This window comes from Collinsella sp. CLA-AA-H167 (assembly GCF_040095305.1).
Lineage (GTDB): Bacteria > Actinomycetota > Coriobacteriia > Coriobacteriales > Coriobacteriaceae > Collinsella.
This window is the reverse complement of the sequence record NZ_JBBNGA010000004.1, coordinates 33,909-53,448: the sequence shown is the minus strand read 5'-3', so window position 1 is coordinate 53,448 and position 19,540 is coordinate 33,909. Positions and strand designations below refer to the sequence as shown.

Genomic DNA, 19,540 nt, shown 5'->3' with positions numbered 1-19,540 from the left:
ATGAAAAAGCCTGCCCTGTTGAGTTTGATTCGCATTCCTCCCCTCTGTGCGATTCAACGGTGTACTTCGGGAACAGGCCCGCTGGCAACTATCTGCCAGCGGGCCTGTTCCTGTTTCGGTGAGGATTCAGCCTCACCGTCTATGTTGTGCGAAGGCGCTTTGCCTAGTACACCATGCCCATGGCGTCCTGAACCTCGGCCAGGGTCTGCTCGGCAATCTCGTTGGCGCGACGGTTGCCCTCGTGCAGCACGTCCTTCACATAGTCCAGATCGTTCTCATAGCGCTGACGACGCTCGCGGATCGGCGCGAAGTACTCGTTGACGGCCTCGGTCACGTACTTCTTGAGCTGGCCGGAGCCGCCCATGCCAATCTCCTCGGCAATCTCGACCTCGGAACGGCCGGTGCAGATGGCGGCGGTTGAAAGCAGGCCGGACACGCCGGGGCGATTCTCGGGATCGAACGTGATCATGCGCTCGGAGTCGGTCTGGCTCTTCTTGATGCGCTTGGCCGTCTCCTCGGCGGTCATCGAGATGTTAATGGCGTTGCCGTAGCTCTTGCTCATCTTGCGCCCGTCCAGGCCGGGCAGCAGCGGGGTCTCGGACAGCAGCGCGTCGACCTCGGGGAACACCTTGCCGTAACGGTTGTTAAAGCGGCGGGCGATGGTGCGGGTGAGCTCGATGTGCGGCAGCTGGTCGCGACCGACGGGCACCACATTGCCCTTGCAGAACAGGATGTCGCAGGCCTGGTGCACCGGGTAGGTGAGCAGAAGGCCGGTGAGCTCGTGGCCCGAGGCCTCCATCTCGGCCTTGACCGTGGGGTTGCGCGCCAGCTCGGCCTCGGAGACCAGCGACAGGAACGGCAGCATGAGCTGGTTTGCGGCGGGTACGGCGGAGTGCGCGTAGATCATGGTCTTGTCGGGGTCGATACCGCAGGCAAGGTAGTCCATGACCATGTTGTACACGTTGTCCTGGATGTGCTCGGTCGTATCGCGGTCAGTGATGACTTGGTAGTCGGCGATGAGCACGTTGGTCTTGGCGCCCATGTTCTGCAGCTCAACACGGCCCTTGAGGGTGCCGAAGTAGTGACCCAGGTGCAGACGGCCGGTGGGGCGGTCGCCTGTGAGCATGGTGAACTTCTCGGGCGTTTTGGCCAGGCCCTCGCGAATGGCGTTGCTCTTTTGCAGCGCGACTTCGTAGCTGTTCTCGTTTGGCATGATTGCTCCTAACGTATGTTCATGGGTCAAGATGATAACGCGTTTATTGGAGGGTCGGGGCGTAAGTACGCGAGGGGCGGGAGAGCGGCGGTATGTGCGATGGGCGCGGCGTGGCTGCGCGTTTGGCCGGCGGCGCCTGGGCGCAGCCTCGGCAGCTTACCCTAGCGCCTGTGGTGGCGCTCCTTCCTGCGTTCTTCTGCCGCCTGCTCCTCCTGCTTAAAGGCGGGATCGTCGGGGGTGACGAGCTCGTCCTCGTGCGTGCGCTTGTTGTAATGGTGGCGCAGCACGGGCTCAAACAGGTGCAGGTGCTTGGCAAAGGCCGCCGAGCCAATGGCGAGTACGGTAAAGATGAGCACGCGCATGGGCACCTCGACCTGGTTAATCGCGGCGGCGCCGGCCGAAAGCATGATGCACCAGGCGTAGATGGGGAGCACTGCCTGCTTTTGGTTGTAGCCCTCTTGGATCAGGCGGTGGTGGATGTGGCCCTTGTCGGCCTGCCCGATGCTAATGTGGGCGCGCTTGCGGCGCACGATGGCGCTAAACGTGTCGATGATGGGCACGCCGGTAACGATGAGCGGGATGATAAGCGAGGTGAGCGCGGCGGTGCGGCTCACGTTGAGCAGCGAGATGGAGCCCAGCGCAAAGCCCAGAAGCAGCGACCCCGAGTCGCCCAAGAAGATGCTTGCGGGGTTGAAGTTGTAGCGCAAAAAGGCCAGACAGGCGCCAAAGAGCGCAATGGAGAGCGCGGCGGCGTCGATGCGGCCCGAGAGAACGGCCATCGAAAACATGGTGAACGACGCGATGCCGCAGATGCCCGTGGCTAAGCCGTCGAGGCCGTCGATGAGGTTAATGATGTTGGTGAATGCCACCAGATAGATCACGGTGATGGGGTAGGCGAGCCATCCGAGCATGATTTCGCCGGGGGCAAACGGGTTGACGATGACGCCGATCCGCAGGCCGCCGATACAGGCGATAAGCGCGGCGAGGACCTGTCCGGCTAGCTTTTGCTTGGGCTTGAGCTGGAAGACGTCGTCGATAGCGCCGGTCGCAAAGATGACGGTAAAAGAAAGCGCAAGTATGGGGTAGCTGATGTGCAGACGGGGGTGGGGCACCAAAACGGGCGGCCAACCCAGGTACCAGGTGCCTAGGATTTGCACAATACAGGCAACGACCAGGCCCAAAAACACCGCCGTTCCGCCCAAACGCGGGATGGGCTTGGTGTTAATGCGGCGCTTAGAAGGATAGTCGACGGCGTCGAGCTTAATTGCCAAGCGCTTGACCAGGGGCACCGTGAGGAAGGTCGTGATAAAGGCCGCCGCTGCCACGCATAGATACGGTATGTAGCTCGGGGATGAAGCCATGAATCTAAAAACCGCCAAGCGTCGAAGGAAAAGGTCAAAGGTTGCTAAGCGCAAAGGGCATAGCCGAACCATGATACTCGACCAAGGGGGGTGCATGGAATTGCACGCAGCGATAATCACGCGCTTACCAGATATTGGGATGTTGTCGATGGATTGTCGGGATACCGGCGGGGATCCATATGGGCTGTAATGGTGGTTTTCGGCAAATAAAAACCACCCCCCACGTTACGAAAATGAACCCACCTAAAACAGGTGGGTGCCCTCATCGACTGTTCCAGCGTCCTTAACAACGAAGGATACCTGTACTAGGTACGACTGTGTGGGCTCCCTAAATAAACGCGACGGTTCACCCAGTTGCTCCGCGGGGGGCGGAATACCTACATCATAAAGCGGCACTTTATCGATTCCAGTCTTGACATTACAAAAATCGTGTCGGACGATTACGGCGCCTTGGGCTCGAGCCGTCTGTGCGGTTGGTCCCTTTACGTTTGAGCTGCTGAATCGTTGTTTTGGAGCATGTTTTTATGTCGACGCCGTTGACCGAACTTTTTTCGCCCGCCTGCCATTTGTGTCCGCGCCGTTGCGGTGCGGTGCGCGACGAGGGTGCGCACGGCGTATGCGGTGCCGATGACACGCTCAAGGTGGCCCGCGCGGCGCTCCATATGTGGGAGGAGCCGCCCATTTCGGGCGAGGCCGGCTCGGGTACGATTTTCTTTAGCGGCTGTTCGCTCAAATGTATCTATTGCCAGAACCACGAGATCTCGACGGGCAATTTTGGGCTTGAGATTTCGCCCGAGCGCCTGGTCGAGATTATGCTGGAGCTGCAGGACCAAGGTGCCAATAACATCAATCTGGTGACGGCGACGCATTATGCTCACCTGCTGCCGGCCGCGATTGCCGCAGCTCGGGAGCGCGGACTGGTCATTCCAATCGTCTACAACACGAGCGGTTATGAGCGTGCGAGTGCCGTGGCGGCGCTCGGCGATTTGGTCGACGTGTGGCTTACCGACTTTAAGTATGCCAATGCGGCGCTTGCGCAGTCACTCTCTCATATTAAGGACTACCCGCGCGTGGCTGTGTCGGGTCTGGCCCAGATGGCGCGCGAAATTGAGCGCCGCGGGGGAGAGCTGGTAGACGGGGACGGGCTCATGAAGCGCGGCATAATCGTGCGTCATCTGGTGCTGCCGGGGCATGCGGACGATTCGTGCCGCGTGTTGGACCTGGTGTGGCAGACGATGGGCGACGTGCCGATCTCGGTCATGAACCAGTACACGCCCAATGCCCTCATGCGCGAACAAGGCGGCGACCTGGCGCGCGCCGTGACGCGCGAGGAGTACGAGCAGGTGCTCGACCATGCCGACGACCTGGGCTTTACGACGATGTTTTGGCAAGAAGGTGGAGCGGTAGACGAGAGCTTCACACCGGCGTTCGACACCACCGGCGTCCTCACCAGCGCAAAGTAGTGCGCTCGCCGATGATTTTTCTGGGACGGGGATTAAAAAATCATCGAGAGGATCGCCTGCTCGAAAAGTTGTCAAAATAGCCGCGTCCCAAAAAGACTGGGTATTGGGCGTTGACAGTTGGCGAGCCGTAGGTAAAATATCAACTTGTCTTGGGGACGTAGCTCAGTTGGGAGAGCGCTGCCGTCGCATGGCAGAGGCCGAGGGTTCGACTCCCTTCGTCTCCACCCTTGGATTTGATAAGCCGCTGACATTGTGTCGGCGGCTTTTTTTAAAAGAAAGGGCTGTACCATGGCCAAGCTTGAGTCCCAACCACTGTCTGCCGAGGAACGCGCCGAGTTGGAAGAGCTCCGCGCCGAGAAAGCTCGTCGCGAGGCCCAGGAAGAGGCACGCCGCGAGCGTGAGGAGCTGGCCGCCCTGCGTGCCGAGCGTGCGAAGGCCGAGGAGGCCGCCGCGAACGTCGCCCCCGCGCCCAAGCCCGCCGCCGCGAAGCCCGCGCCCACCGCACCTAAACCTCAGCCTAAAAAGGTCGCTCGTTCCAAGTCCGTCGAGCCCAAGCCGAGCCGTGACGAGATGACCTTTGCCCAGCGCATGGTCACCTCCAAGGAGCCTACGGGCGAGAACGAGATCCCTGGCATGGCGCCGGCTCAAAAAATCATCATTGTCCTTGCCCTCATCGCGTTTGTCATCTTTATGGGCTACACGATCCTGACCAGCATGGGCCTGCTCTAGCCCATTCGCGCTGGGTGCCATGCCCGAACACTCTGCCCTTTTCCAACCCTCAACCTCTGCACAACGCATCCGAAAGGTCGCCCCATGGCTTTGACCGACATCTCGCATCCCACCGACATTGCAATGCTCACCGATCTGTACGAGCTCACTATGGCCCAGGGCCTGTGGGAGAGCGGCAAGGCCAATGAGCAGGGTTGTTTTACCGCGTTTTACCGCGACCATCCTTTTGGCAGCGCCTATGCCGTCATGTGCGGCACCGCCGAACTGCCCGAGCTGGTCGAGAATCTGCGCTTTACGCCCGAGGACATCGACTACCTCGCCTCGCTCCAGGCCCCGGCCGGCGGCGCGATGTTCAAGCCTGGATTCCTCGACTACCTGCGCGATTTTCGTGCGCATGTAAACATCGACGCCGTGCCCGAGGGCGAGCTCGTCTTTCCGCGCGAGCCCATGGTTCGCGTCACCGGCCCCGCGCTGGAGTGCCAGCTGCTTGAGACGGCGCTGCTCAACATCGTTGGGTTCCAGACGCTTGTCGCCACCAAGACGGCGCGCGTGGTGCTGGCGGCGGACGGCCGTCCCGTTGCCGAGTTTGGCCTGCGCCGCGCTCAGGGTCCCGATGGCGGCTTGGCCGTCGCGCGCGCGAGCTACGTTGCCGGCTGCTCCTCTACGTCCAATGTGCTCGCCGGCCGCCGCTACGGTATTCCCGTCTTTGGCACGCATGCGCACAGCTGGGTGATGAGCTTCGACTCCGAGCTCGAGGCATTCCGGGCTTTTGCTAAGTCGAGTCCCAAGAACTGCACGCTGCTCATCGACACCTACGACGTACGCGAGGGTTGCGAGCATGCCATTACGGTTGCCAAGGAGATGGAGGCGGTGGGCGAGCGTCTGTCGGCTATTCGCATTGACTCGGGCGACCTCGCCAAGCTCTCCAAGTATGTTCGTGGCCGTTTTGATGCCGAGGCCCTGCCCTATGTGGGGATCTCGGTTTCTAACGATCTGGATGAGTACACGATTCAGTCACTGCTCGACCAGGGCGCGCCCATCGATAGCTTTGGCGTGGGTACCAAGCTTGCGACCTGCTATGACCAGCCGGCGCTGGGCGGCGTGTACAAGCTTTCCGCCCGCCGTGCGAGCGAGGCAGATCCATGGACGCCGGTGGTCAAGCTCTCTGAGCAGCCATACAAGCGCACGATCCCGGGTGTGCAACGCGTGCGCCGTTATTACGACGGCTTTGGCGGCCCGGTCTGCGACATGATCTACGACGAGGACCATCTGGCGGGGGAGGGCGCCGCGCGCGGCAATACCCTTGTGGCCGTGAACGATGCCGCCCTGGTGACCGACGTGTCCGAACTCGAGTATCGCGAGCTGCTGGTGCCGATCGTGCGCGATGGCAGTGCGGTGGCTCCGCGTGAGAGCATCCAGGACGCGCGCGAGCGCTGTGCTTGGGCGCTCGACCATCTGGACGCAGCTTCCAAGCGCTTCCTGTACCCGCAGACCTATGTGGTGGGTATGGAGCAGGGCCTGGCTCAGGTGCGCGACGAGCTCGTGCGTAAGAACATGGCCGCGGCCTCTGCCTTTCCCTGGGCTCACTAATTCCTTGGGCGGTAGGGGCGAGTCACGCTTCCCTGGCCGCCGGCTCGGCCGTTCGCTGAACAGTTGATTGGTTTGACGTATGACGACTTCTTATAAAACGATGGTGGTAAAGATCGGTTCGTCCACGGTGGTGGGCGCCGACGGCAAGGTCAACCGCGCCTTTATCGGCGGGCTTGCCGATCAGGCCGCAGCGCTGCGCGAGCTTGGCTGGCGCCTGGTCGTGGTGAGCTCGGGCGCCATTGCCTGCGGCTATCCCGTGCTGGGCTTCGACCGTAAGCCGGTCGGTGACCTGCCGAGCCTGCAGGCCTGCGCCTCGGCCGGTCAGTGCATCATCTCGTCGGCCTACGACGAGGAGTTCCATGCGCGCGACCTGCTCACCTCGCTCGTGCTGCTCACGCGTCACGACACGGCGCGCCGCACGTCCTACCTGCACGCGCGCGACGCCCTGCTGCGCCTTGTGGAGCTGGGTGTGGTGCCGGTTGTCAACGAGAACGACACCGTCACCGTCGATGAGATCAAGTTCGGTGACAATGACACGCTGGCGGCGCTTGTGAGCTGCCTGGTTTCTGCCGATCTGTGCGTGACGCTCTCGGACATCGACGGCCTCTACACCGCCAATCCGCATGAGGATTCCACGGCCGAGTTCGTCCCGGTCGTGCATAAGATCGACGCCAAGATCATCGCCTCGGCGGGCGATTCTTCCACATCGGTGGGCACGGGCGGCATGATTACCAAGATCCGCGCGAGCCGCATTCTCATGACGGCGGGCATTCAGAGCGTGATTTGCTCGGGCGAGGAGCCCGATGCGCTCGTGCGTCTGGCCCGCTGCGAGAGCGTGGGTACGCTGTTCGATCCGCCGGCGGAGCGCCTGGACATTGCGCCGCGCAAGCTGTGGATCGCACTGGGCGACAAGGCGCACGGCTCGGTGACGGTCGATGACGGCGCCGCGAAGGCGCTGGTCAGTCGCGGTTCGTCGCTGCTCGCGGTGGGTATTCGCGAGGTCGATGGCGTGTTTTCCGAGGGCGATGTGCTCGACGTGTGCGACCCGAGCGGCATGGTTGTCGCCCGTGGTATCGCCGAGGCCGATTCGGACGTGCTGGAGCTTGCCGCCGGCCGCCGCCAGGACCAGATTGCCAGCAACCGCCTGCTCGCAGACCTGGCCGAGAAGCCCGCGATCCATAGGGACAACTTGATAGTGTTTGCATAAAGAGAGGCAGCGCTGCGGCTCGTTTTGCCAGCAGTGCTGCCTCTCCTTTTCCGGCACTTGGGGACGTTCCTTATGTGCCGGCACTTTGGGACACTCCTTTGCTAGAAGATCTGGCGCAGGTCTCCGCGGTTGAGGGCTTCGTAGAAGAGGTGCTTGAACACCACGCTGCCGTGCAAGCCGTCGTGCTCGAACTCGTTGGTCACCCAGGCATGCGAGTTGCCCACGCGACTGAGCGTATCGAGCTGCATGACCGAGTCCACGTACATGTCATCGAAGTACACCGCGGCCTGCAGGGGCACCTCGTTGCACGCCAGGCGCTGCGGGTCGTAGATCTTGTCCCAGCTTGTGTCTTCCATAAGCAGATCCATCGCCGGCTTGAAGGGCTTAAGTTCGGGCATCTGCTCAAACATCCACGGGAACATGGCCTCGCCGGTAAACATGAGCGGTCGCGTGAGCGTGTCGAACTCGGCACGACGGGCCTTCTCTTCTGCCGCGGCCCAGCGAATGGGCATGGTGTCGCCGTCGGCGTAGATGAACTCCTGAAGCGTCCAGTACAGCGGATTCGTGCGCATGTTGGTGCGCTCGAAGGCGCGTATCAAAAAGCTGTCAGATACCGAGGCGCCGCAGGCCAGCGTGCCGTCGCCGTCAACAAAAGCATGATCGATAATCCAATGCATGCGCTCAAAGCTCGGCTTCATGCCAAAGTCGCTGCCCATGAGCTGTAGGCGTTCGACCGTCATCGGCGAGCCGTCGGGTAGCACGGGCTTTTGCTCCTCGAGGGCATCTGCCAGGGCCGCCACGCGCTCGACGTCGGCGGGGTAGCGGTTGTAATACTGCTGCGTCTTGGCGGCCATGCGCGGGAAGGTGTGCGCGTAGACCTCGCTTGCGCTCGCCGGTACGTGGGGGATGCCGCCGCAGGTAAAGCTTGCCGCCACGCCCTCGGGGAAGAGCGACAGGTAGCTCAGCGTCAAAAAGCCGCCGTAGCTCTGCCCGAGCGTGACCCAGGGCCTGCCGCCAAAGCCCACCAGGCGCAGGTACTCAAAATCGCGCACGATGGAGCTGGCGAGGTGGCGCTTGAGGAAGTCCGCCTGCGAGCGGGCAGCATCGGAGCCGGCCGCCTCGGCGCGCTCGCCCAGTGCGGCAATCGTGCGCCCGTCTACACAGCTGCTGCGCCCGGTACCGCGCTGGTCGGGCAGCACGACGCGGAAATGCTTGACGGCCTCTTCGATCCAGCCATCGCTTGTGGGCGACAGCGGACGCGGGCTCTCGCCACCGGGGCCACCCTGCAAAAAGAGAAGGAGCGGCAGGTCGTCGTTGATGCGGTCGGGTGCGCAAACCACGCGGTAGAAGAGCTTGATGCTCTCGGGCGCGCCGGCGATGGGTGTCGGTATAGCGCCGCGGCGCATGGTGCTGCCGACGGCCAGGAGCATCGGCTCCAGGCCGCGCCAGTCGAGGGGGACGTCGATGCTGTGGTCCTCGACATACAGGCCGGGGACGTGGTACGAAGTGATGAGGGCCATGTGAGTCTTCCGTTCGTTGCGGTGTTTCGGGTTGACCAATTCTACCGCCGCGGGCGAGGCCATGCGCAAATCGGCTACCATGGTTGCAAACTTCTAGGAGAAAGGGCCGCCCATGTCGGTCGATATAGCCACGTATGTCCACGATCTTGCCGTTGCCGCTAAGGCAGCGTCGGCCTCGCTTGCCACGGCGAGCGACGAGCAGCGCCAGGAGGCCGTGCGCGCCATGGCCGCAGCGCTGCGCAACGGTATCGACTCCATCGTCGCCGCCAACGAGCTCGATATGTCCGCCGCGCGCGATGCGGGGACCTCGGCGGGGCTCCTCGACCGTCTGCTGCTGACGCCCGAGCGCGTTGAGGGTATGGTCGCCGGCCTGGAGAAGCTCGCCGAGCTGCCCGATTCTGTCGGCCGCGTGCTCGACCACCGCGTGCTCGCAAGCGGCGTGGACCTCACCCGCGTGAGCGTGCCGTTGGGCCTGGTCGCCATGGTGTACGAGGCGCGCCCCAACGTGACGGCCGACGCCGCGGGCATCTGCATCCGCACCGGCAACGCCTGCATTCTGCGCGGCGGCTCGCTGGCCTATCACTCGTGTGCCATGATTGCCGAACTGCTGGCCGATGCGCTCGAGGCCAAGGGCTTCCCGCGCGAGGCCGTGTCGATGATCGAGTCTACCGACCGCGAGGCCACCGGCGAGCTCATGAAGCTCCGCGGCGTCGTCGATGTGCTCATTCCGCGTGGCGGTGCGGGCCTGATCCAGCGCTGCGTGCGCGAGTCGCTCGTTTCGGTGATCGAGACGGGCACGGGTAACTGCCACATCTACGTGCATGAATCCGCCGACTTCGATAAAGCGCTCAATATTATCGTCAACGCTAAGACGCAGCGCGTGGGCGTGTGCAATGCCGCCGAGTCGCTGCTGGTCGACCGTGCCGTGGCCGATGCGTTTTTGCCCGCGGTCGTGGCCGTGCTGCATGACCACGGCGTGCTCATTCACGGCGACGAGGCCACGTGCGCCGCATGCGCCGACGCCGGGCTTGCCGAGGGCGATGACTACGTTGCCGCGACTGAGGAGGACTGGGGTCGCGAGTATCTGGCGCTCGAGATGAGCGTGAAAGTCGTGGCAAACGAGGACGACGCCATCGCACACATCAATCGCTACGGCACGATGCACTCCGAGGCCATCGTTGCCGAGGACACGGATGCTTGCGAGTGCTTCCTGGACGCGGTCGATGCCTCGGCCGTGTACGCCAACGCCAGCACGCGCTTTACCGACGGCGGCGAGTTTGGCCTGGGCGCCGAGATCGGCATCTCGACCCAAAAGCTCCACGCCCGTGGCCCCTTTGCCGCCGAGGCCCTCACCACCTACAAATACAAGCTCCGCGGCACCGGTCAGGTCCGCCCCTAACCCCTCGTAAACGAAAACCGCCACAAAGGTGTCTGTCCCCTTTGTGGCGGTTTTAGGTGGCGTGGGCGGTTAGGCCTGGAAGGTATCGCGGTCGGGGGCGAAGGACTGCATGGCCGCGATGGTACGGTCGAAGAGCTCGGGGAGCTCCCAGCCCAGCATCTCGGCACCCTGCGTAATCACATCGCGCGAGCAGCCGGCGGCAAAGCGCTTGTCCTTGAATTTCTTCTTGAGCGACTTGGTCGTAAAGTCCATGACGCTCTTACTCGGACGCATGATGACGGCAGCACCGATCAAGCCGGTGAGCTCGTCGCAGGCAAACAGGATCTTTTCCATCTGCAGCTCGGGCTTGGGCAGCGAGGTGTTGAAGTCCGACGTGTGCGTCTGAATGGCGCGAATGAGATCGGGAGAGGCGCCCTCGCCTTCAAGGATCTCGGCCGCATAGATGGTGTGGTTCATGGGGTCGTCCTCATGCTCCTCCCAATCTAGGTCGTGCAGCAGACCGACGATGCCCCAAAACTCCTCGTTCTCGGGGTCGAACTCGCGCGCAAAGTAGCGCATGGTGCCCTCGACCGTTTCGCCGTGGGTGATGTGGAACGGGTCCTTATTGTGCTCGTTGAGCAATTCGAACGCACGGTCGCGGGTGATTCCGGCGGAAAGTGGCTCTGCCATAAAAGACTCCTTGTGCTCGCAGGTATCGCTAAGAATGAATACTACTAGAACGACTAGAACGAAAAAACCACCACAAAGGTGCCTGTCCCCTTTGTGGTGGTTTTTGGCGCGGATGGGTTAGTTGAGGGCGGCTTGGGCTAGGCGGGCTTCGGCGGCCTCCTCGGTGACGCCCAATGCCACGGCGAACTCCTCGATGGAGCGGCGCTTGGCTTCCTTGAGTACACGCATATAGTAAGAGCTGGGCTTTTTATCGGCTTCCTCGGCCTGGCGAATGCGGTGCATCATGGTCTTTGCCACGCGGACCGTCTCGGGCGCGCCCAGCTTGAGCTGCTGCTTAAAGTGTGTCTCTTCAAGCGAGCTGTTGCGCTCGGTAAAGGTGTCGCACTCCAGCTCGTCATAGTGGCTCAGCAGATGCTCGGCATCTTGCTGAGAGATGGCGGCATGCAGACGGTCGGCCTGCGCCACGGGGTACATAAGGATCGTCTGCGCATGCCCTTGCTTGGCCTCGAGCAACAACATGGGCTGCGGCGTGTCGTCCCTAAAACCGACGACGGTGCAGACTCCCTGACCCGGATGAATGACGTGTTGACCGATTGAGAACATGCTACCTCCAACTTATACGAATTTACGTATGTCTAGAATAACACGCTGACGTGCGCAAATCCTCGCTTTATGCAGGAAAAGCACACAACTCTGATAGGTAAGAGTATTCGATAAAAGACACAGCTCATTCACACCTTTATGCTTTTTCAACGCGTGCATAATCTGCAGGCAGACCGGCATCTTTGAGTGACTCCATACAAGCTGTAGTCAATTTTGTGCATATGCAATTTCGATTGGCTTTACCCTGCGACAGTGCCCCTCGCTTGTGATAGAGTGCTACAAACTCTGGCTTTTGCCCTACGAGTGACCAAGAGCTCGGGGGCTTTAACACAAGGAGGATCTATGCCCGAGAAGATTGAAGAGCTGGTACGCGCTGCGCTTGCTGCGGCCCAGGAGGCCGGCGACCTTTCCGCATTTGAACTTGACGATTGCGCTATCGAGCGACCGGCTGACACTTCTCATGGCGAGTGGACCTCTACCATGGCCCTGAAGTCCGCCAAGCTGGCCCACTGCGCCCCGCGCAAGATCGCCGAGGCCATCGTTGCCCATATGCCCGAGGATCCCGCGATCGAGAAGGTTGAGATCGCAGGCCCCGGTTTCATCAACTTCTACCTCTCCGTTGCCGTCAAGAATGCCATCTTTGGCGAGGCTCGCGAGAAGGGCATGGACTTCGCTAAGTCCAACGTCGGTGGTGGCCTGAAGACCCAGGTCGAGTTCGTTTCCGCCAACCCCGTCGGCCCCATGCACATTGGTCACGGCCGCTGGGCCGCTCTGGGCGACTCCCTTTGCCGCGTCATGGACCACGCCGGTTACGACATCCAGCGTGAGTTCTACATCAATGACCACGGCTCTCAGATGAACACCTTCGGCAACTCCATCAGCACGCGCTATATGCAGCTTGCCGACATCATCGCCAAGCAGGGCGTTGATATCGACGAGGCTCACAAGCTGCTGATCGCCGACCGTGACGCCTTTGTTGCCGACGAGAACGACGAGCACCCCGAGACCCATCCGTATCAGGACAACTTTGCCGAGACCTTGGGCAAGGACTCTTACGGCGGCGACTACATCATCGACGAGGCCGCCGAGTTCTGGCGCACCGACGGCGACAAGTGGGTCGACGCCGATCCGCAGGAGCGTATGGAGAGCTTCCGTGAGCGCGGCTACGTGAAGATGGTCGACAACATGCGCGACCTCTGCCACGCCGTCAACTGCGACTTTGACCGTTGGTACTCCGAGCGCTCGCTGTATGTGAAGGACACCGAGGGCGAGACCGCCGGCACCTCCGCCGTCGACCGCGCTTTTGAGAAGCTCGACAAGATGGGCTACCTCTACACCAAGGACGGCGCCCTGTGGTTCCGCTCCACCGATCTGGGCGACGACAAGGACCGCGTCCTGATCAAGTCCGACGGCGAGTACACCTACTTCGCCTCCGACGTCGCCTATCACTGGGATAAGTTCCAGCGCGTCGACCACGTCATCGACATCTGGGGCGCCGACCACCACGGTTACATCGAGCGCGTCCGCTGCGTCTGCGACGCTCTGGGTTACCCCGGCAAGTTCGAGGTTCTACTGGGCCAGCTCGTCAACCTGCTGCGTAACGGCAAGCCCGTCCGTATGTCCAAGCGCAAGGGCACCATGGTGACCCTTCAGGAGCTCGTCGACGAGGTTGGCTCCGATGCCGCTCGCTACACGCTCATCTCCAAGAGCTCCAACCAGATGGTCGACTTCGACATCGAGGCCGTTAAGAAGCGCGACAACTCCAACCCGGTCTATTACGTGCAGTATGCTCACGCCCGCGTGTGCTCCATCCTGCGCCGTGCCGCCGACGTTACCGCCGAGCAGGCCGACGAGATGGGCATGAAGGCCGTTGCCGCCAAGGCCATCGGTGAGAACGTCGATTACTCGCTGCTGACCGACCCGACCGAGCTCGCCCTTTCGCGCAAGCTCAACGAGCTCACCGACCTGATCGCCAGCTGTGCTCGCGATCGCGCCCCGTTCCGTCTGACCCACTTTGCCGAGGAACTCGCCGGTGACTTCCACAGCTTCTACGCTGCCTGCCAGGTGCTGCCGAGCGAGGGCCGTCCCGTCGACCCCGAGCTTTCGCGTGCCCGTCTGGCCGCTTGCGATGCCGTCCGCGTGACGCTCGCCCTGGTGCTCACCCTCGTTGGCGTTTCCGCGCCCGAGCAGATGTAAGCTACGGGTCATTTGACCGTGTAGGTTCGGCTTTGCTGAACCCTATAAGCCCGATCTCCATGCGGAGGTCGGGCTTTTTTCGTTTGGCGGGGCTTTTAGGCGTGTTGGAAAATGCTACCAAATCGCAACTATACCGGTTTACGGGGCTGAATCGCTGCCTGGCGACCATAGCGACAGCAGTGAAAATAAAACCGCAGCTAGACGGTTTATTGTTTCTTGAAAATGCAGGGTATGGTTGGCTTGCAGCATTCTGGCCCCGTAATCCGGCGTAGTTTTGAAAATTGTCCCTTGGGGACGGAGGAAAATGGATCATTTTCGTCTCGCGGAGGGGTGGTGGGATACCGTCCGCCGCGAATCGTGCTCATCTCCTACGTTTGGACGCATATCCCGAACCATGCCGAAAAGTACGATATTAAAACCGCAGGTAGCAGACTCGTTGTTTATGAAAAAAACAAGGGTATGGTCAGGGGCTCGGGTGCAAACGTAGTAGATGGGCGCGATTCGTGGCGCGGCTATTCCGGGTGCCACGGCTTCACTCCTCTGGCGCGACATTTCAAGGCGCTTTTGAGGAGGAGTGTCCCTGATGACTAGTCGTTTAAGAACGTCCCCAATGACTAAGTTGCAGGTGGCGGCGGTTGTGTTACACTAACGCTGCGTAGTTGACGCAATCATCTCGATACAGATCAATGATGTCCGTCGTTTTGAACGGAACTAGACTGTTTAGCCGCCCTGAAGGTTTATGCAGGGAGCATGTGATCACAGGGCTTGAAAAGAAAGTTGAGCAAACACTGTGTCTGATCAACAGCAAGAAAACGAAATAACGACGACGCAGGCCGCTCCCGCTGCACCGGTTGCGTCGGACCAGGTCGCGGCGCCCGCTCAAGCCTCGGCTCCTGAGACGCCTAAGGCTGCTCCGGCAAAGCCCAAGCGCATGCGCCGCACGGCCAAGCCTGCCGCTGACGGCGAGGAGGTCACCAAGCCAAAGCGCCGTACCACGCGCACGACGCGCGCCAAGCTCACCGTTGCAGCTGACTCCTCGGCGCCGATTTCCGATGAGGTCGCGCAGGCACGTGCGTTGGCGCAGATTAGCGAGGCTCAGGTGGTGCGCGCCCGCCGTCGTGCTGCCGAGCGCGAGGCCGCGGCTCTGACCGAGCTTGCAGCTCCGTCTGTACTCGAGACCCCTGCCGCCACCGAGGTTCCTGCCGCCGACCAGCCGACCGAGAAGCTGGCACCGCGCACACGCCGTCGCACGGCTGCTAAGGCCGAGCAGGTTGCGGAACAGGTAGTCCCCGAGCCCACTGAGACTTCGGTCCGTTCCGCGGCAGGGGAGGGTGCATCGTCTGTTGAGCCCGCTGCGCCTGTCGAGGCCAGCGAAGTTCCCGTTGTCGATCCGGCTTTGCGCCCGCACCGTCGCGGTCGCAAGCCTAAGGCCTTTGTCGAGGCCGAGAAGGCCGCAGCCGCAGCCGCCGCCGCTCGGGATGCTGCGGCGACCGCCAAGTCCTCAACTGCTGCCGATGAACCCGTCCAGGATGCTACGACTTCCGAGGCCGTTTCTGCCGATGCCGAGCCCGCCGACGTCCGTCCCGGTCGCAGGCGTCGCACTGCTGCTAAGCGCACGTCCAAGGCTAAGGCTGCCAAGAAGGGCGCGTCCGAGGATTCCACCGAGACGACCGCCGATGTATCGACTGATGCCGCCGAGCCCCAGGACGTCGAACAGCCTGCATCCGAGAAGCCCAAGCGCGGTCGCAAGAAGTCCGTTAAGGCCAAGGCCGCCGAGCAGCATGCTGATGTCGAAGCGCAGGTTGATTCTGGCGCCGAGGCCAATGACGCCGCTGCGGCCAATGTTGACACCACCGCAACCGATGGTGCCGCCCCCGCCGAGAGCGAAGACGGCGCTCGCCCCAACCGTCGCCAGCACAAGCGCAACGAGGAGCGCAACGAGCGCAAGGACGAGCGCAACAACGACCGTCGCAACCGCCAGCGCGATCGCAAGCAACGCAACAAGGAGCGTAATGCCGCTCCCACCGAGCCTACGCTTTCGCGCGAGGAGCTCGCTGCCATGAAGGTTGCCGAACTTCGCGAGAAGGCCAAGGAGTTCGAGATCGAGACGACCGGCAAGAAGAAGGCCGAGCTCGTCGAGGAAATCTACGTCACCGCTGCGAAGGCCGAGGGCTTCCGCGACATCAAGGGCATTCTGCAGATTCGCCCGGACAGCTCCGGCATCATCCACGCCCATGGCTACATGAAGTCCAACGACGACGCCTTCGTGCCCGCCTACCTCATCCGCTCCGCGCGCCTGCGCACGGGCGACGTCATCGAGGGCTCGCTGCGTCCTTCGCGCGGCGGCGACAAGCGCGCCGGCCTCGCCAAAATCACGACCGTCAACGGTCTGGACCCCGAGCAGATTCGCAACCGTCCCAAGTTCGGCGACCTCACCCCGGTCTATCCCAACGAGCCGCTGCGCATGGAGCACGGCAAGGACTCTATTACCGGTCGCGCCATCGACATCGTGTCACCGATCGGCAAGGGCCAGCGCGGCCTGATCGTGTCCCCGCCCAAGGCCGGCAAGACCACGATCCTCAAGAAGATCTGCCAGTCTATCTCGATTAACAACCCCGAGGTGCACCTCATCTGCCTGCTCGTCGACGAGCGCCCCGAAGAGGTCACCGATATGCAGCGTTCCATCAAGGGTGAGGTTGTGGCGTCGACCTTCGATATGCCTGCCGACAACCACACCCGCGTGGCAGAGCTCGTCATCGAGCGCGCCAAGCGCATCGTAGAGCTGGGTGGCGACGTCGTGGTGGTGCTCGACTCCATCACGCGCCTCGCCCGCGCCTACAACTTGGCGGCGCCTGCCTCGGGCCGCATCCTTTCGGGCGGCGTCGATTCGGCGGCACTGTATCCGCCCAAGCGCTTCCTGGGTGCAGCCCGCAATATCGAGAACGGCGGCTCGCTCACCATCCTGGCCTCTGCCCTCATCGACACCGGTTCCAAGATGGACGAGGTCATTTTCGAGGAGTTCAAGGGCACCGGCAACATGGAGCTTAAGCTCGACCGCGACCTGGCCGACCGCCGCATCTTCCCGGCTATCGACCCCGTTGCCTCCGGTACGCGTAACGAGGACCTGTTGGTCGACGAGCAGATGCGTCCGTTTGTCTTTGGTCTGCGTCGCATTCTTGCCGGCATGAACAATACCGAGCGTGCGGCGGCGTCGTTTATCAAGGGTCTGAAGGGCACCAACACCAACCAGGAGTTCCTGGTGCGTTCGGCCAAAAAACACAGCGACTACGAGCAGACGTTCTAGGTTGTCATCCACGCGCTGCGATAGTCATCAATGCGATAAAGGGTCGGGGCTTTGAGCCTCGGCCCCTTTCCATTGCGCCGCTCCGCGCTTATTTTTGACCGTAAGACCGACGAGCAGCAGGTTTCCCGTTTCAATCCGACATCGTCACTTGCAATCGACAGGACGGTTTCGCATAATAACTTTTAAGCTTCGCGACGGAAAACGCAGATGAAACGAACCATATACCGTTGCTTTGGGGCATAGCCCCGCTTCATCTTCTCTCGCGCAGCCAACTGAATGATGCGATTTGGGTGCTGGAAGATGGGGAGAGCTCATGGCTTCTTCTGATGCAACACAACGAGCAGTCCTTGCCGGACTTTCGTGCGGGATCGGCCTTGCCGCTCCCGTGGTTATGTATGCCGCGACGCTGCCGTTTTCGTCGGTGAACGAGACGGTCGTGGCGGGTGCAGTTCCCTTCGCCGTGGGCGCGGTGGCGGGCGTGGGTATCTATGCCGCCTCGCTGGGTATCTCCGAGTATCGTGCGCAGCGTGAAGAGCGTCTGTTCCAGCCCGATGCCATGGGCGGTGCCGCCAATCTCAATCAGCATCAAAGCGAGTTCAAGACCGCCTCGATTCCAGCTCAGCAGCAGGATGCGATTCCGTACGCTGCGGCTTCTGCTTCTCAGGCTCAGTCGGAGCAGTCTACCTCGGCATTCCTTTCCGGCCTGACTGGTGCGTTCCAGCGCCGTCATGCCGATGATGGTGTCCCTACCATCGCTCGAGCCGCAGATGCCATGGACGAGGCCGAGGCTTGGTCCATGATCGACAGTATGCTCGACGACGATTCGCCGGTGAGCTGCGACCCTGCGCGCTCGCGCGACGTCTATCAAGTCGCCATCGACGAGCTCACCAACGGCGGGCAGACCGGCTCCTTCAATCGCGACGACATCGCCGCCGCGGCACGCGCCGTGTCTGGCTCCCAGGCCGCCCCTGCGGGCAGCACGGCGGCTTTTGTGGCACTCGTTGCCAACGCGGCAGCCAATAACGCCTGCAGCGCCACCTCGGCGGACGTGAACGCTTCTGCCGATAATTCGTACGTTGATGAAGCCATGACCGCGGACGAGGAGGCCGTTGCCGCCCGCCGTGCCGCCGAAAGCTCGCTTTGGGGCGCTCCTGCCCAGCAACAGGCGGCTGAGGCTGCGCCGTACAACGCAAACCTCGCCAGCATGCCTATCATTTTCGGTGCCGCGGACATCGATCTCGATGACCTCGATGAGCCTGCAGCCATCACCGCATCGATTGATGCCCAAGATCGCATCGACACCGGCGACCTTCCGGATGCCTCGCTCGAGGTTGATGTCCCCATGGCCGATTACTCGGGCCACGAGGACATGTGGGCCGCTGCCACCGCGATTCTGGACGAGATCGACGAGCCTGCTCCTGTTGCAGCTCCCGCTCCCGTCGCTGCCCCTCAGCCTGCTGCACCCGCCTATGTCGGCCGTCACAGCGCTGTGTTCCCCGAGGATACCGCCCGTATCTCGCGCGAGGGCATCGAGCGAGCCGAGGTTATTGCCGCCGGCATTATGGAAAATCGTCGTCACGAGCGCGTCAATCAGATCCTCGAGGAAGAGATCGAGCGCCTGCAGTCCTCTACCGCCAAGCGTACGGGCCGTGCCTATCTGAGCGTTATCGAGGGCGGTACCGCCAGCTTCGCGCCGCTCCGCGCGGAGGCATAACTTCTGCATGGTTAAGATCAATCGAAAATGGGCGGTCGTAACCTGCCTGATGGCGCTCTTGATCTGGGGCAATTCGCTGGTTCCCGGCTCGGGGTCGGGCTCACTGAGCCTAACGGTCATGGAAGCTATCCGCGGTTTCCTGCACGGCGTGGGACTTCCATATGAATGGGTGACCAACTTTGTTGTTCGTAAGTGCGCGCATTTTACCGAGTATTTGGTGCTCGGCATCCTGGCAACGCACGCCTTTGATTTTGAGGGCCGACGCACCTTTGACGTGCTGCTGCCCACGGCAGTGTTCCTGCTGCTGATTCCCTCGATCGACGAGACGATTCAGCTCTTTGTGCCGGGACGCGCCGGCATGATCACCGATGTGATGATCGACTGCTGTGGAGCGGCAACGGGCGTTGTGCTCCGATATCTCTTACGGTCGCTGATGTGCGCCAAAAAGGCCGCCTAAGGACGCATTGTTTGGTCCTAGGCGGCCTTTTTTATTGGAGGGCTTATATGAGGTGTGGCGGCGTCGTTCCGTAGGTCGGATTTGCCGGGCGCGCCACGCCCTGTGGGTGCGTCTG

General features: G+C 61.9%; 14 protein-coding genes and 1 tRNA gene. 10 read left to right on the top strand and 5 right to left on the bottom strand.

Annotation, left to right across the window (positions count from 1 at the left end):
- Positions 1 to 163 precede the first annotated feature (163 nt).
- A complete protein-coding gene (gene trpS / locus AAAT03_RS03930; protein ID WP_089572045.1) occupies positions 164 to 1,213 on the bottom strand; it encodes a tryptophan--tRNA ligase in 1,050 nt (349 codons plus the stop codon).
- 161 nt (positions 1,214 to 1,374) lie between these two features.
- On the bottom strand, positions 1,375 to 2,574 hold the full coding sequence (locus AAAT03_RS03925) for an MraY family glycosyltransferase (RefSeq protein WP_349102643.1): 1,200 nt from the start codon (positions 2,572 to 2,574) through the stop codon (positions 1,375 to 1,377).
- A gap of 524 nt (positions 2,575 to 3,098) precedes the next feature.
- Here AAAT03_RS03925 and AAAT03_RS03920 point away from each other — a divergent pair.
- The 5 genes from AAAT03_RS03920 to proB all read left to right on the top strand — a co-directional run bounded on the left by AAAT03_RS03920 (position 3,099) and on the right by proB (position 7,563).
- On the top strand, positions 3,099 to 4,037 hold the full coding sequence (locus AAAT03_RS03920; protein ID WP_117637806.1) for a radical SAM protein: 939 nt from the start codon (positions 3,099 to 3,101) through the stop codon (positions 4,035 to 4,037).
- A 151-nt stretch (positions 4,038 to 4,188) separates the two neighbouring features.
- Positions 4,189 to 4,261, top strand: a tRNA-Ala gene (locus AAAT03_RS03915).
- Between the two features lie 64 nt (positions 4,262 to 4,325).
- A complete protein-coding gene (locus AAAT03_RS03910; RefSeq protein ID WP_117635034.1) occupies positions 4,326 to 4,766 on the top strand; it encodes a hypothetical protein in 441 nt (146 codons plus the stop codon).
- Positions 4,767 to 4,850: 84 nt separating this feature from the next.
- Positions 4,851 to 6,356 (top strand): nicotinate phosphoribosyltransferase, encoded by a 1,506-nt coding sequence (locus AAAT03_RS03905; protein WP_349102642.1) that lies wholly within the window; start codon positions 4,851 to 4,853, stop codon positions 6,354 to 6,356.
- Between the two features lie 79 nt (positions 6,357 to 6,435).
- The gene (gene proB, locus AAAT03_RS03900; protein ID WP_349102641.1) at positions 6,436 to 7,563 is read left to right on the top strand and encodes a glutamate 5-kinase; all 1,128 of its coding nucleotides are present in this window, start codon (positions 6,436 to 6,438) and stop codon (positions 7,561 to 7,563) included.
- Between the two features lie 101 nt (positions 7,564 to 7,664).
- Here proB and AAAT03_RS03895 read toward each other — a convergent pair whose 3' ends face one another.
- A complete protein-coding gene (locus AAAT03_RS03895; RefSeq protein WP_349102640.1) occupies positions 7,665 to 9,083 on the bottom strand; it encodes an alpha/beta fold hydrolase in 1,419 nt (472 codons plus the stop codon).
- A gap of 112 nt (positions 9,084 to 9,195) precedes the next feature.
- Here AAAT03_RS03895 and AAAT03_RS03890 point away from each other — a divergent pair, with 112 nt between their 5' ends.
- Positions 9,196 to 10,482 (top strand): glutamate-5-semialdehyde dehydrogenase, encoded by a 1,287-nt coding sequence (locus tag AAAT03_RS03890; RefSeq protein WP_349102639.1) that lies wholly within the window; start codon positions 9,196 to 9,198, stop codon positions 10,480 to 10,482.
- Positions 10,483 to 10,551: 69 nt separating this feature from the next.
- On the opposite strand, the gene AAAT03_RS03885 is transcribed toward AAAT03_RS03890, so the two are convergent.
- On the bottom strand, positions 10,552 to 11,151 hold the full coding sequence (locus AAAT03_RS03885; RefSeq protein WP_055252329.1) for an HD domain-containing protein: 600 nt from the start codon (positions 11,149 to 11,151) through the stop codon (positions 10,552 to 10,554).
- A 117-nt stretch (positions 11,152 to 11,268) separates the two neighbouring features.
- Positions 11,269 to 11,754 carry a CarD family transcriptional regulator gene (locus AAAT03_RS03880; protein ID WP_089572030.1) on the bottom strand — a complete coding sequence of 162 codons (486 nt, stop codon included), beginning with the start codon at positions 11,752 to 11,754 and terminating at the stop codon, positions 11,269 to 11,271.
- A gap of 342 nt (positions 11,755 to 12,096) precedes the next feature.
- On the opposite strand from AAAT03_RS03880, the gene argS reads away from it, so the two are divergent.
- From argS to AAAT03_RS03860, 4 genes are all read left to right on the top strand, one after another.
- Complete coding sequence (gene argS, locus AAAT03_RS03875) at positions 12,097 to 13,950, top strand: arginine--tRNA ligase (protein ID WP_117757736.1); 1,854 nt, start codon at positions 12,097 to 12,099, stop codon at positions 13,948 to 13,950.
- A gap of 790 nt (positions 13,951 to 14,740) precedes the next feature.
- Entirely contained in the window at positions 14,741 to 17,254 is a 2,514-nt protein-coding gene (gene rho, locus AAAT03_RS03870) for a transcription termination factor Rho (RefSeq protein WP_349102638.1), read from the top strand.
- A gap of 313 nt (positions 17,255 to 17,567) precedes the next feature.
- Positions 17,568 to 18,968 (top strand): hypothetical protein, encoded by a 1,401-nt coding sequence (locus AAAT03_RS03865; protein WP_349102637.1) that lies wholly within the window; start codon positions 17,568 to 17,570, stop codon positions 18,966 to 18,968.
- Positions 18,969 to 18,975: 7 nt separating this feature from the next.
- Positions 18,976 to 19,425: a VanZ family protein gene (locus tag AAAT03_RS03860; RefSeq protein WP_117583742.1), complete on the top strand. Its 450-nt coding sequence runs from the start codon at positions 18,976 to 18,978 to the stop codon at positions 19,423 to 19,425.
- Positions 19,426 to 19,540 lie beyond the last annotated feature (115 nt).